Source organism: Caulobacter sp. RHG1 (assembly GCF_013181195.1).
Taxonomy (GTDB): Bacteria; Pseudomonadota; Alphaproteobacteria; order Caulobacterales; family Caulobacteraceae; genus Caulobacter.
In genome coordinates this window covers 186,951-201,359 of the sequence record NZ_SMZP01000009.1, presented here as the reverse complement: position 1 = coordinate 201,359, position 14,409 = coordinate 186,951, and the positions used below count along the sequence as shown (strand labels likewise).

The following is a 14,409-nucleotide window of genomic DNA, read 5'->3' as shown; positions in this document are numbered from 1 at the left end:
CAAAACCGACGTCAGATGGCCGTTTCACATCGATCCGTGCCCAAAGCGCATAGGTTCATACCGGATTGAGATTGGCCCTAGCCAAAAGCCCGTCCGTATTTTCAGGCAACGAAGAGGGCCACAGCGCCCTCGCCATCAAGGACCCGCGAACGCGGGCACGGGAGGGACGATGTCGACCAACCACAAGAGCAATGCGCGCTCCATTCTGGCGCTGAGCGCCTCGGCCCTGGCGCTGACGCTGGCCGGCGCCGCCGTCGCGCAGGAAGCCGCCCCCGCCGGTTCTGATGAAGTCGAGGCCGTCGTCGTCACCGGCTTCCGCGCCAGCTTGCAGAGCGCGATGAACCTCAAGCGCAACGAGACCGGCGTCGTCGACGCCATCAAGGCCGAGGACATCGCCCAGTTCCCCGACCTGAACCTGGCGGAATCGCTGCAGCGCATCCCCGGCGTCTCGATCTCGCGCATCAATGGCGAAGGCCGCCAGATCACCGTTCGCGGCCTGGGTTCGGAATATACCCGCGTCCGCATCAACGGCATGGAAGCCATCTCGACGACCGGCGGCACGGCCAACAGCGGCGGCACCAACCGCGGCCGCGGCTTCGACTTCAACGTCTTCGCCTCGGATCTCTTCAACAGCATCGCCGTGCGCAAGACCGCCTCGGCCGACATCGAAGAAGGCTCGCTGGGCGGCACGGTCGACCTGCAGACCGCCCGCCCCTTCGACAGCCGCAAGCCGCAGCTCGTCCTGTCGGCCGGCGCCAGCTACAACACCCTGGCCGAGAAGACGACGCCGCGCCTGTCGGCCCTGGCCAGCCGCACCTTCTTCGATGGCAAGTTCGGCGCGCTGATCTCGGTGGCCTATGAAGAGCGCCGCCTGAAGGAGGAAGGCGCCAATATCAGCCGCTGGGCCGTCGGCGGCAGCAACGGCGCCTTCAACGCCGCCTCGACCGTCCCGGGCTACACGATCGCCCAGATCAACGAGACCAACACGACCACCGGCATCTTCGCCCCGCGCATCCCGGCCTATGTCAGCTACGACATCGAGAACAAGCGCCTGGGCGTCAGCGGCGCGTTCCAGTTCAAGCCGGACGAGAACACCGAGATTACGCTCGACACCCTGTACGCCTATCTGGCCGGCACCCGTAAGGAAGCCCAGCTGCAGGCCATCGGCCTGTCGCGCACCGGGGCCGGCAAGCCGCAGACGATCATTCGCGACGGCGTCGTCGAGAACGGCAACCTCGTCTATGCGCGCATGGACAATGTCGATATGCGCACCCAGTCGGCCTATGACGAGCTGAACACCGAGTTCAAGCAATTCACCCTGTCGGCCAAGCGCAACATCGGTCAGCGCCTGGTGATCGGCGCCCTGGCCGGCTATGCGGACTCGACCTTCACCCAACCGGTCTCGACGATCGTCACGTTCGACCGCGCCAACACCAACAACTACATCTACGACTTCCGCGGCGGCGGCGCCCCGAAGATCGACCTGGGCTTCGACGCCACGAACCCGGCCAACTGGTCAGCCATCAACGGCACCTCGGAAGTCCGCATTCGCCCGACCTTCGTCGAGAACCAATTCTCGACCGCCAAGATCTACGGCGAGTGGGAAGCCAACGAGAACCTGAAGATCAAGGCCGGCGTCGACTGGCGCAAGTTCGAGTACGACAGCTACGGCCTGTACCGCACCACCGAGACGGTCGTTCAGACCCTGACCCCGGCCGAACTGGCTTCGGTGTCGAAGGTGTTCAGCGGCTTCGGCAAGGGCCTGGGCATGCCGGCCGGCAACGCCACCTCGTGGCTGACCCCGGACATCGACAAGTATAACGCCCTACTGAACATCTACAGCAACACCGGCATCTACGCCCTGACCGGCACCAACAACAGCTCGGCCCGCGGTCAGTACGGCGCGGTCGAGGAGCAAAGCACCGGGGCCTACATCCAGGCCGAGTACCGCTTCCAGGCCTTCGGCCTCCCGTTCCGCGGCGACGCGGGCCTGCGCCGGGTCCACACTGAGCAGGAGTCCGCCGGCTACGCTGCGGTCACCGGCGGGATTTCGCGGCTCGACGTCAAGCGCGACTACGACATCACCCTGCCCTCGTTCAATCTGGCCGCCGACGTCACCGACACCTTCGTGACGCGCTTCAGCGCCGCCAAGACCATCGCCCGTCCGGGCATCGGTTCGCTGTCGCCGGGCGGCGACGTCAACGTTCAGGGCACCAACCGCAACTACAGCTCGGGCAACCCCTACCTGCGCCCCACCCAATCCAAGAACGTCGATGTCTCGCTGGAATGGTACCCGACCTCGGGCACGATGCTGGCCGCCGGCTTCTTCTTCAAGAAGATCGACACCTTCGTCGCCACCCAGACCCAACAGCTGGTGTACAACACCCTGGGCCTGCCGGCCTCGCTGCTTGACGGCACTCGGGTCGAGACGACCGAGCTGTTCCAGGTCTCCAAGCCGCTGAACACCAAAGGCGGTAACCTGAAGGGCTTCGAACTGAACGTTCAGCAGCCCCTGACCTTCCTGCCGGGCTGGCTGAGCCACTTCGGCGTGATCGCCAACTACACCTATGTCGCCTCGAAGATTGAATATCCAACCACCCAGGCGGCGGGCGGACCGGTGGTCATCGAGGACCTGATCGGCCTGTCGAAGAACGCCGCGAACATGACGCTGTACTATGAGACCCCGACTTGGAGCGTTCGTGGTTCGCTGGCCTATCGTGACGGCTATCTGACCCAGGTCCCGGGCGCCGATGGCAACCGCGTCCAGGGCACCAACGAGACCCTGAACGTTGACATGCAGGCCAGCTGGAACATCCGCGACAACCTGCGCCTGTCGATCGAAGGCGTGAACCTGACCGATGAGTTCAACGAGCAGTATGTCGGGAACAACCGCCTGAACGTCTACACCCACAGCGGCCGTCAGTTCATCGTCGGCCTCCGCTATAACTTCTAGGCGTCCTTCCTTCTTACCGCCTAGGACTCCACGCCGGCCCCTCCTCCCAGGGGTCGGCGTTTTTTCTTGGCCTCTCCGCCCGTTGAGCTGGGCCGGAACCTTGGACGCCAGGATGGGTTGCTTCTCCACATCCGCTTGGAGAGCCCCATGAAAGTCGCTGTACTTGGACTGTCCCTGACCGCCGCCAGCCTGGTCCTGGGCGCTTGCGCCACCTCGGGGACGCCGGCGACCCGCGCCGCCACCGACGAGAAGGCCTTCGCCTCGACCTTCGCGTCCTGCCGGACCGAAGTGCGATCCGGTAAGACCACTGGCTTCAAGCTGGCGCCGATGAGCCCGGCCGCCACCGGTGCGACGCCGGGCGATACGCGCCTGACGCTGAAAGCCCCGTATGACAAGAGCATGGCGCGCTCGAAGATGGTCCGTCGCGGTCATGACCAGGCCTTCCGCACGGCCATGGACCAATGTCTGGGAGACAACGGATACGACACCCGCCCGTTCAACGCGGCGCGTAGCTGACAAAATAGGCCTGACCAATTTTCACGAATTGACAGACCAATTGACGTAGCCCAAGGGAGGGGGTGTCGTTACTCCTCCCGCAGGTCCGTCCATGAAGATCGTCTCCGCCAAGGTTATCGTCACCTGCCCCGGCCGAAACTTCGTCACCCTGAAAATCCAGACGGACCAGGGTGTGTACGGCATCGGCGACGCCACCCTGAACGGCCGCGAGCTGTCGGTGGTGTCGTACCTGGAGGACCATGTCGTCCCCTGCCTGATCGGCAAGGACCCACGCCGCATCGAGGACATCTGGCAGTATCTGTACCGCGGGGCCTACTGGCGCCGGGGACCGGTGACCATGCGCGCCATCGCCGCTGTCGACGTGGCGCTGTGGGACATCAAGGCCAAGATGGCGGGCATGCCGCTTTACGACCTCCTGGGCGGAAAGAGCCGCGATGGCGTCATGGTCTACGGCCATGCCAACGGCGCCGATCTGGAAGAGACCGTCGACGCCGTCGGCCGCTACATCGACCTGGGCTACAAGGCCATCCGCGCCCAGTCTGGCGTACCCGGCATCGAGATGGCCTATGGCGTGGGTCGCGGCACCCTGCATTACGAGCCCGCCGACGCGGCCCTGCCGACCGAGACGGTGTGGGACACCCGCAAGTACCTGAACTTCGCCCCCAAGCTGTTCGAACGCCTGCGCGAGGTCTACGGTCCCGAACCGCGCCTGCTGCATGACGTCCATCACCGCCTGACGCCGATCGAGGCCGGACGACTGGGCAAGGCGCTGGAGCCGTTCGACCTGTTCTGGATGGAAGACGCCACCCCGGCCGAGAACCAGGAAGCCTTCCGCCTCATCCGCCAACACACCACCACCCCGCTGGCCGTGGGCGAGATCTTCAACACGATCTGGGACTGCAAGGACCTGATCCAGAACCAGTTGATCGACTATATCCGCGCCACAATCGTCGGAGCCGGCGGCGTCACCCACCTGCGCCGCATCGCCGACTTCGCCGCGCTGTACCAGGTCCGCACCGGCTGCCACGGCGCCACCGACCTGTCGCCGGTGACCATGGGGACCGCCCTGCACTTCGACACCTGGGTGCCCAACTTCGGCATTCAGGAGTACATGCGCCACACCGAGGAGACGGACGCGGTCTTCCCGCACGCCTACAGCTTCGCGGACGGCTTCCTGCACCCAGGCGACGCGCCAGGCCACGGCGTCGACATCGACGAGGACCTGGCCGCCAAGCACCCCTACAAGCCCGCCTATCTGCCCGTGGCGCGCCTGACCGATGGCACGATGTGGAACTGGTGACGCCTGCTTCCTACGGGATGAGATAGCGCCGCAGCTCCGGAACCGCCTGGGCCAGCTCGGTCGTGACCATCGACGCGAAATAGTCGGCTCCGACATCGCCGATGTGGGTGTAGTCGAAGGCTAGCTTGGCCTGCCCCATCGGCTCGACGGCGGCGTTGTTTTGCGTCGCCGCAGCCGGCGTGTTCGGCGCCGGCGCCACCCCAGTCGAGGCCGGGATGGTCGTGCCGGTCTTGGCCGCGGCCAGCACCTCGGCCGAAGGCGCGCGCTGAGCGAAGCGCGTGGCCTCCGCCGCCCCCATGGCCTGCACCGACGCGGTGCTGCGAGCGGCCAGATCGACCAGCGGAGTCTTGGTCTCGGTGGCGACCTTGCGCACCGCCTCGGACCAAGGCGCCAGGTCGTCGATCAGCTTGCCGTCCTTGAACTGGCGACGGGTCAGCGGCGTCAGCAGCACGGGCTTGCCGCCCGCAGCGCGGATCTCCTCGACATAGGCCTTCAGATTGGCCGGAAACTCGGTGGCCAGATCGGTGGAGCGCCCCGGCTTGCCCGGCTGGTCGTTGTGGCCGAACTGGACCAGGACATAGGTGTCGTTGAAGCCGCCGGACTTGATCTCGTGCAGCGCCAGCGCCCAAGACCCTTCGGTGCGGTAGTTGCCGCTGGAGCGCCCGCCGCGCGCCAGGTTGATGCAGGCCGCGAACGAGGTCAGGTGCTTGCCGCAGAAGCTGGGCCCCCAGCCGCCCTGCACCGCCGTCGTGGAGTCGCCGATCAGCACGACCTTCACCGCGTTGAAATGCGGCGGCGGATTGGGAACGGGCGTTTGCTGGGCCAAAGCGATGGTCGGGGCGACCAGCGCCAGGGCCAGGAGCGGTGCAAGAATACGCATGGTCGCCTCGTCAGACAGAGTTGGAATAGGTCCATACCCACGTTCTGCGAGGATCGCGAACTAGAAAAGCTACCGGTAACATCGCATCGCCACCCAGCTGGTTCTGAGTTTATACCAGTGACCAATCGAACTCGAATCCGGATAGTGGGCCGGAAGACGATCAGGGAGAGAGCTATGTCGATCTTGCGCGTGGTGCTGGCCGCCGCGGTTCTGCTGAGCGCGGGCAACGCCTTGGCCCAGGCGAAAGCTGCGCCCGAACGCCCCCGTGTCCTGGTCCTGACCGACATCGAGAACGAACCCGACGACGCCCAGTCGCTGGTGCGCTTCCTGGTCTATTCGAACCAATGGGACGTTGAGGGCCTGGTCGCCACTACCTCGATCCACAAGCGGGACCATACCGCAGCCTGGCGCATCCGCGAGATTCTGGACGCCTACGCCAAGGTCCGCGACAACCTGGAAAAGCACGAGAAGGGCTTCCCCAAGGCCGACCGCCTGATGTCGTTGGTGCGCGAAGGCCAGCCGGCCTACGGCCTGGCCGCCATCGGCGCAGGCAAGGAGACCGCCGGCTCCAAGCAGATCATCGAGATGGCCGACCGCGCCGACGATCGCCCGCTCTGGGTGCTGGTCTGGGGCGGCCCCAATACCCTGGCCCAGGCCCTGTGGACGGTGCGCGACACGCGCTCGCCTGACGAACTGCGCCGCTTCATATCGAAGCTGCGCGTCTACGCGATCTCGGACCAGGACGACACCGGGCCCTGGATCCGCAACGAGTTCCCTGGCCTGTTCTACATCGCCAGCCCCGGCATGCACGCCGGCGGCGCCTACCACTCTGCGACCTGGTCGGGGATAAGCGGCGACAAGTTCCACGGCAGGTTCGTCGGCGCCGACCACGCCATCGTCGACAATCCCTGGCTGGACACCCACGTCCGCGCCCTGGGCCCACTGGGCAAGCAGTACCCGCACACCGAGTTCATCATGGAAGGCGACACGCCCAGCTTCCTGAACCTGATCGGCAACGGGCTGAGCAATCCGGAACGTCCGGACCTGGGCGGCTGGGGCGGTCGCTATGAGCTCTACACCCCGCGCACCCGCGCCTGGTTCCTGCAGCCGGAGACGCGGCCGTTCTGGACCGACGCCGAGGACGAAGTGCAGGGCGTCGACGGCCATTGGCACACCGGCAACAAGCCCACGATCTGGCGCTGGCGCGAGGCTTATCAGAACGACTTCGCCGCCCGCATGCAGTGGACGGTGAAGTCCTATGCCGAGGCCAACCACCCACCGGTGGCCCGCCTGGCCACGGCCGATCGCCTGACGGCCGCCCAAGGCGATGTGGTCACGCTCAGCGCCGAAGGCTCTTCCGATCCAGACGGCGACGCCCTGACCTACAAGTGGTTCGTCTATAACGAGGCCGGCACGTTCGTGACCTCGCAAGGCAAGACCGGCTATCCGATCCAGATCGCCGATGCTGACAAGCCCGTCGCCAAGCTGACGGTGCCTAACAGCCGCGTGTTCCGCTCGGGCGAGATGCAGGTGATCCTGGCCGTGACCGACGCGCCCGCCGACAAGCCGCCGATCACCCGCTACCGCCGCCTTGTCATCGACGTGCGCCCGTAGGTCAGGCGGGGGGTCGCGCGTGCGGCCCCCTACCCTTTTCCTTAGTAGCTGGCGCGCAGCGTGAAGGCGACTGCGCGGGCGTCGCCCGGCGTGCCGACCACCAGGCCCGAGTTGCCCGAGACCACCGTGATGTTCTGGATGTACTCGGAGTCCAGCGCGTTACGCACCGAGACGAACGCCTCCCAGCCCTTGTCCAACTGGAATCCGGCCCGCAGATTGACGATCTCGTAAGCCTTGATCCGCGTGTAGATCGAGTCCGAGCTGTCGGCGAAATAGGCAGAGCGGAAGCTGGCGTCGACGCCGGCATAGGCCTCGCCGCTCAGGCGGCCAAGGCTGGTCTTCCGGCGGTATTCGCTACCCAGCGAGCCGGCCCACTTCGACAGGCCCGGCAGCGCCTTGCCCGACAGGTCGCAGGCCGCCGTCGACGTCCCGATCCGCTCCAGCGGGCACGGGCCGTTCCTGAAGCTGGCGTACTTGCCGTCGGTGTAGGCCAGATTGCCGTAGAACTTGAAGCCGCCGATCGAGCGCGTGGTGGTGTCCAGCTCGACGCCGCGCACCTCGACCTTCTCGACATTGGCCAGGTAGCCGCGCAGGGCCCCGGGGCCGCTGTCGACGACATTGGCCTGGAAGTTGTCCACGTCGGTGGCGAAGACCGCCAGGTTGGCCGTCAGCAGGCGATCGAACCACTGGGTCTTCACGCCGAGATCGATGGTCGAGACCTTCTCCGGACGGATCACCGCCGCCGCCAGCGACGGCTGGCCTGCGCTGTTTAGCGGCAGGGCGGTCATGTTGATGCCCCCCGACTTGAAGCCCCGCGAATAGGTCCCGTACACGTTGAAGTTCTCGTTGACCGCATAGACCGCCGCGATCTGGCCCGACAACGAGCCGTCGCTGGTCTCGGCCGCGAAGTTCTGCGCCCGGGCGATGCCCAGACGACGGTTGATCAGGGTGGTGTCGGTCGTGTTGGAGCCCCCCGCCACGCGCTGGGCGTAGACCCCGTCCTTCTTCTCCTTGGTATAGCGCAGGCCCGGCGTCAGGCTGAGGCGGTCATTGACCTTCCAGGTCAGCTGGCCAAAGGCGGCGTAGCTGGTGGTGTCGATGCTGCTGTCGTTGAACACCGTGTAGCCCGCCAGCAGCGAGTCCGGCGAGTTGGTGCCGGGCAGCAGCCAGTACGAGGCGTCGTTGCCATATTCGGTCACGCCGTGAGTCGTGACGTTCTGGTCGAACCAATAAAGGCCGACGGTCCAGTCGACCTTCTTGGCGCCGTTCGAGGACAGGCGGAACTCCTGGCTGTCCTGCTTCTGGTGCGAGGGGTTGGCCGAGCGGCGGGTGACGTCCAGGGCGGTATAGTCGCGGTCGTTGCGCGGCTCCCAGTCCCAGTTCCGGTGCGCGGTGACCGAGGTCAGGGTGACGTCGCCGAAGTCATAGTCGACGATCACCGAGCCGCCGCCCGCGAACTGGTCGGCTTGGATGTCATCATCCACGTCCGACAGACGATCGTAGGGATTGGTGCTGGCGACCTTGTAGTTCCGCCCCGCGGCCAGAGCCGCATATTGCTGGGCGGCCGGCTTCAGGGTCGTGCCGACGGTGACATAGACCTGGGTGCAGCACTCGGGATGCTGGGCGCTGTAATCCCCGGCCAGCTTGATGGTCAGTTTGTCGGTCGGGGTGAACTTCAGCTGGCCGCGCACGCCGACGCTGTCGCGGGCGTTCTGATGCAGCTTGCTGATTGGATTGTAGAGGTCGCCGTCGCGCCAGGTGCCGACGACGGAGAGACGCGCGGCCACCTTGTCGGCGACGATCGGGCCCGCGGCCGTGGCCTTCACCTGACGGAAATTCAGGCTGCCGACGGTCGCTTCCGCGTCCGCTTCAAAGGTGTTGGTAGCGTCGCGGGTGGTGATGTTCAGCGCGCCGGCCGTGGTGTTCTTGCCAAACAGCGTCCCCTGCGGACCGCGCAGCACCTCGACTTGCTGGATGTCGACGAAGTCCAGGGTCGCCGCGCCGGGACGCGAGACATAGACCTGATCGACATAGATGCCGACGCCCTGCTCCAGTCCGTCGTTGGCCAGGCCGTACGAGGCGCCCAGGCCGCGGATGGTCAGGGCGGTGTTCCGCGCGTTGGGCGACAGCACCTGCAGCGTGGGCACCAGTTGGGTCAGCGACACGATGTTGTTGACGCCGGTCTGGGTCAGGGTCTCGGCCGAGGTGACGCTGAGCGCGATCGGCACAGATTGGGCGCTCTCCTCGCGGCGGCGGGCGGTCACGAAGACCTGGCCGACCGAAGTGGAATCCGAAGCGGCGCTCGCCACCTGCTCCGGCGGCGTGACGGCGACCTCGTCCGCCAGGGCGACGCCGGCTGTCGTCGAGAGAAGCACGCCCAGCAGAGCGGCGCGGCGGCGGGTCTGGCCCGAAAGACGAGTGGTCACGTATTGCCCCCAGTTCAAGAACGGCGTTCGTTCGTTGAGGCAGGACAAAACAATAGATACCCGATCGGCAAAATGGAGATTGGATCGGACCTCGCCCAGATTTTCTATCATGGTGCCGCGACCAGTTCGGCTCATCGCCCGCTCGAGGTTACCCATTTTTGGAAACTTTGAGTTTTATTAGTTTCCGTTTTCGGTACGTAAAAATCGAAGCAAAGTGCTCCTCATAGACACGCCGCGCCGCGGCAGACGCGAGGGACCGACTATGACCACCACCGCCCCCGACCTGATCCTGCACGGTGGCCGTTTCACCACTCTGGACCGGTCCAATCCCAACGCCGACGCCGTGGCGGTCAAGGATGGCGTGTTCGTCGCCGTCGGCTCGGCCCGCGAAATCATCCCGACAGCCGGCCCGCAGACGAAGTTGATCGACCTCTCCGGTCGCCGCGTCGTGCCGGGCCTGATCGACAGCCATACCCACGTCATCCGGGGCGGCTTGAACTACAACATGGAGCTGCGCTGGGACGGCGTACCGACCCTGGCCGACGCCATGGCCATGCTGAAGAAGCAGGCCCAGAACACGCCGCCGCCCCAGTGGGTGCGCGTGGTCGGCGGCTTTACCCGCCACCAGTTCGTCGAGAAACGCCTGCCGACCCTTGCCGAGATCAACGCCGCCGCGCCGGAGACGCCGGTGTTCATCCTGCATCTCTACGACCGCGCTCTGCTGAACCAGGCCGCCCTGCGCGCCGTCGGCTACACCAAGGACACGCCCAACCCGCCGGGCGGCGAAATCCAGCGCGACGCCTCGGGCGAGCCGACAGGCATGCTGATCGCCCAGCCCAACGCCATGATCCTGTATTCGACCCTGGCCAAGGGTCCGAAACTGCCGGAAGAGTACCAGCTGAACTCCACCCGCCACTTCATGCGCGAGCTGAACCGGCTGGGCGTGACCAGCGTCATCGATGCGGGCGGCGGCTTCCAGAACTATCCCGACGACTACGAGATCATCGAGAAGCTGCACGCCGACGACCAGCTGACCGTGCGCCTGGCCTACAACCTCTTCACCCAGAAGCCGAAGGAAGAGCTGTCGGACTTCAAGACCTGGGGGACCAAGGTCAAGCCGGGCCAGGGCGACGACTACTACCGCCACAACGGCGCGGGCGAGATGCTGGTCTACAGCGCCGCCGACTTCGAGGACTTCCGCCAGCCGCGCCCCGACATGCCGGCCGGCATGGAGGACGACCTGGAGCCCGTCGTGCGGCAGCTGGTCGAGCAGCGCTGGCCCTGGCGTATGCACGCCACCTACAACGAGACCATCGACCGGGCTCTGGACGTGTTCGAGAAGGTCAACAAGGACATCCCGTTCGACGGCCTGCACTGGTTCTTCGACCACGCCGAGACCGTCAGCCAAAGGAACATCGACCGCATCGCGGCCTTGGGCGGCGGCATCGCCGTGCAGCACCGGATGATGTACCAGGCCGAGGATTTCGCCGAGCGCTATGGCGTCGAGGCCATGGCCGAGACCCCGCCGGTATCGCGGATGCTGGCCTCCGGCGTGCCGGTCGGCGCGGGCACCGACGCCACGCGCGTGGCCAGCTACAATCCGTGGGTTTCGCTCTCCTGGCTGGTGACCGGCAAGAGCCTGGGCGGCCTGCGCATGTATCCCGCCGCCCAGCGCCAGGACCGCGAGACAGCCCTGCGCCTGTGGACCGAGGCCAACACCTGGTTTTCGAACGAGGAAGGCAAGAAGGGCCGCATCGCCGTGGGCCAGCTGGCTGATCTGGTGGCCCTGGACCGTGACTACTTCTCGGTGGCCGAGGACGAGATCGTTCACATCGAGAGCGACCTGACCCTGCTGGGCGGCAAGGTCGTTTGGGGCGCCGGCGACTTCGCCCGTCAGGCTCCGCCGATCCCGCCGGCGACGCCGGACTGGTCGCCGGTCCGCACCTTCGGCGGCTACCATTCGAGCAAGACCCGCGGCGGCTTCTTCGCCAAGATCGCCGCGGCCTGCGCCTGCACCGCCGCCTGCGGCGTGCATGGCCACGATCACGCGGCGACCGCCCGCCTGGACGCCCCGACCTCGGACGCCAAGTCGTTCTGGGGCGCGCTGGGCTGCGGCTGCTGGGCTGTCTGAAGCCTCATCCTATTCGAACGCCACGCCCCTTCTTCGAAAGCCTTTCAATATGACCGCTTCACCGCCCCAGACAGCCCGCTCACCGCTGGCGACACCTCTGTTCCGCGCTCTGTGGATCGCCACCATCGTCTCGAACGTCGGCACTTGGATGAACGACGTCGGCGCGTCGTGGCTGATGACCTCGTTGTCGCCCAGCCCGCTGTGGGTGGCGATGGTCCAGGCGGCGACCACCCTGCCGATGTTCCTGTTCGCCCTACCCGGCGGGGCTCTGGCCGACGTGGTCGACCGCCGCAAGCTGCTGCTGGCCTCGCAGGTTCTGATCCTGCTGGGCGCGGCCGGCCTGGCGACCTCGACTGCCCTGGGTCTGACCACGCCGCTGGTGCTGCTGTCGCTGACCGCCGTCATGGGTCTGGGCGCGGCGCTCAGCGCCCCGGCCTTCCAGGCCATCGTGCCCGAGCTGGTCGAGAAGCCGGCCCTGGCCGACGCGATCGCGCTCAACAGCCTAGGGGTCAACATCGCCCGCGCCATCGGCCCAGCCCTGGGCGGGGTGATCGTCGCCCTGGCCGGTCCCGTCGCGGTGTTCAGCCTGAACGCGGTCTCGATCCTGGCCGTGCTGAGTGTGCTCTATGCCTGGCGTCGCCAGCCAACGGTCGCGGCCCTGCCGTCCGAGCACTTCTTCGGCGCGCTGAAGGCCGGCTATCGCTACGCCCGCCATGCGCCGGCCTTGCAGCTCGTCCTGATCCGCTCGGTCGCCTTCTTCCTGTTCTCCAGCGCCCTCTGGGCCCTGCTGCCTCTGGTCGGCCGCCGCGAACTGGGCCTGGACGCCGCCGGCTATGGCGCTCTGCTGGGCTGCATGGGCCTGGGCGCGGTCGGCGGGGCGGTCGTGCTGGCCAAGGTCCGCAAGCACGTCAGCGCCAACACCCTGTCGATCGCCGCCTCGCTGCTGTTCGCCGCCGCCACCCTGGCCCTGGCCCATGCGGGCAGCGCCTGGATCGCCGGCGGCGTGATGATCGTGGCCGGCCTGGCCTGGATCACCATGCTGTCGGGCCTGAACGTCGCTGCGCAGATGGCCGTGCCGGCCTGGGTCAAGGCCCGCGCCCTGGCCGTCTACCTGCTGGTGTTCCAAGGCGCGATGACCGCCGGCAGTCTGATCTGGGGCACGCTGGCCAGCCGCACCGACATCGCCACGGCCCTGACCGTGGCCGCCGTCGCCCTGGCCCTGTTGACCGCAATCGCTCTGCGCTTCCGCCTGCCGGCCGCCAACGCCGTCGACCTGACACCTTCGGGCCATTGGGCCGAGCCTGCCGTCACCGGCGCTCACGCCGCCGATCGTGGTCCAGTGATGATCCAGGTCGAGTACCGCGTCGCCCCGGCCGACGTGCCAGCCTTCGCCAAGGCGTTGCATGGCTTCAAGTCCATCCGCAAGCGCGACGGCGCCCTGACCTGGCACGTGTTCGAGGACTCCGAAGAGCCGGGCCTGGTGGTCGAGACCTTCGTGGTCGCCTCCTGGCTGGAGCACCTGCGCCAACACGAGCGGGCCACCCACGATGATCGCCACAACCAAGAAGCCCTGCATCGCTTCCACATCGGCGACACGCCCCCGAAAGTCCGCCACCTCATTGCTCCGGCAATCTCCTAGGCCACCAGCCCCTGGCGCATCCGCACCGCATCCCGCGCGGGCGGTGCGCCGAACTGGCGGGCGTATTCGCGACTGAACTGCGAGGCGCTGTCATAGCCCACGGCGAACCCGGCCTGAGCCGCGCCCTCACCACCCGCCAGCAATCGCGCACGAGCCTCCTGCAGCCGGACCTGTTTCTGGAACTGCAGGGGGCTCATCGTCGTCACGGTGCGGAAGTGACGGTGGAAGGTCGAGAGACTCATTCCGGCCATGCCGGCCAGATCGTCCACCCGCATCGGCTCGGCATAGTGGGCGCGCAGCCAGCGGATGGCCCGGGACACCCCGGTCAAACGGCTGGCGCCCGAGCCGATCTGGCGCAGGGTGGGACCATGCTTGCTGTGCAGCAGCCGCCAGATCAGCTCGCGCTCGATCATCGGGGCCATGACGGGGATCTCGCGGGGCCGGTCCAGCAGGCGCAGCAGGCGGGCGACGGGGTCCAGCAGATCGTCCGGCAGCGGCGCGACCTGGATCCCCGACGGCGGCGGCTGTTCGGCCGGCTCGGCCTCGCCGCTCTCCAGCATGATCCGTGAGACGGTCGCTGGATCCAGATCGACGCTGACCGCGCGATACGGCGCCTCGATCACGCTGCCGCAGACCGGCAGCTCGGCCGAGACCACCAGACAATCGCCGGCCTCGTAAGTGTACAATCGCTCGCCCAGCAGGGTCTGCTTGGAGCCCGCTACCACCAGGCACAGCATCGGCCGATAGGCGGCCGAGACCATCAGGGTCGGCGCGTCGCTGCTATAAAGCCCCAGGCCCGGCACGGGATGGACCGTGTCCACCTCTTGGGCGTGCCGCTCAATCAGCTCGTTCATTTCGGGCAAGAACGTCATGGCTCTATCCAACGCCTGCCAAAGCACGGACGCAAGCACGCCGAGCCGCTTTGACAGGATCGTGCAAGTTTCCGACTG

General features: G+C 66.7%; 9 protein-coding genes. 6 read left to right on the top strand and 3 right to left on the bottom strand.

Annotated features, from left to right (window positions below):
• The first annotated feature begins 169 nt into the window (after window positions 1–169).
• From E1H18_RS22760 to manD, 3 genes are all read left to right on the top strand, one after another.
• The gene (locus tag E1H18_RS22760; RefSeq protein ID WP_172273214.1) at window positions 170–2,953 is read left to right on the top strand and encodes a TonB-dependent receptor; all 2,784 of its coding nucleotides are present in this window, start codon (window positions 170–172) and stop codon (window positions 2,951–2,953) included.
• 147 nt (window positions 2,954–3,100) lie between these two features.
• Window positions 3,101–3,469, top strand: a complete 369-nt coding sequence (locus E1H18_RS22755) for a hypothetical protein (RefSeq protein WP_172273211.1) — start codon at window positions 3,101–3,103, stop codon at window positions 3,467–3,469.
• A gap of 91 nt (window positions 3,470–3,560) precedes the next feature.
• Window positions 3,561–4,769, top strand: coding sequence for a D-mannonate dehydratase ManD (gene manD, locus E1H18_RS22750; RefSeq protein ID WP_172273208.1), 1,209 nt, complete (start codon window positions 3,561–3,563; stop codon window positions 4,767–4,769).
• A gap of 10 nt (window positions 4,770–4,779) precedes the next feature.
• On the opposite strand, the gene E1H18_RS22745 is transcribed toward manD, so the two are convergent.
• Window positions 4,780–5,649: a rhamnogalacturonan acetylesterase gene (locus E1H18_RS22745; RefSeq protein WP_172273205.1), complete on the bottom strand. Its 870-nt coding sequence runs from the start codon at window positions 5,647–5,649 to the stop codon at window positions 4,780–4,782.
• A gap of 174 nt (window positions 5,650–5,823) precedes the next feature.
• Here E1H18_RS22745 and E1H18_RS22740 point away from each other — a divergent pair, with 174 nt between their 5' ends.
• Window positions 5,824–7,263, top strand: a complete 1,440-nt coding sequence (locus E1H18_RS22740; protein ID WP_172273202.1) for a nucleoside hydrolase-like domain-containing protein — start codon at window positions 5,824–5,826, stop codon at window positions 7,261–7,263.
• 41 nt (window positions 7,264–7,304) lie between these two features.
• On the opposite strand, the gene E1H18_RS22735 is transcribed toward E1H18_RS22740, so the two are convergent.
• Window positions 7,305–9,689 (bottom strand): TonB-dependent receptor, encoded by a 2,385-nt coding sequence (locus E1H18_RS22735; RefSeq protein ID WP_172273199.1) that lies wholly within the window; start codon window positions 9,687–9,689, stop codon window positions 7,305–7,307.
• Between the two features lie 262 nt (window positions 9,690–9,951).
• Here E1H18_RS22735 and E1H18_RS22730 point away from each other — a divergent pair, with 262 nt between their 5' ends.
• Window positions 9,952–11,820: an amidohydrolase gene (locus E1H18_RS22730; protein ID WP_172273196.1), complete on the top strand. Its 1,869-nt coding sequence runs from the start codon at window positions 9,952–9,954 to the stop codon at window positions 11,818–11,820.
• A gap of 49 nt (window positions 11,821–11,869) precedes the next feature.
• Window positions 11,870–13,459, top strand: coding sequence for an MFS transporter (locus E1H18_RS22725; RefSeq protein WP_172273193.1), 1,590 nt, complete (start codon window positions 11,870–11,872; stop codon window positions 13,457–13,459).
• On the opposite strand, the gene E1H18_RS22720 is transcribed toward E1H18_RS22725, so the two are convergent.
• On the bottom strand, window positions 13,456–14,331 hold the full coding sequence (locus E1H18_RS22720) for an AraC family transcriptional regulator (RefSeq protein WP_172273190.1): 876 nt from the start codon (window positions 14,329–14,331) through the stop codon (window positions 13,456–13,458). The genes E1H18_RS22725 and E1H18_RS22720 overlap by 4 nt on opposite strands.
• Between the last annotated feature and the right edge of the window lie 78 nt (window positions 14,332–14,409).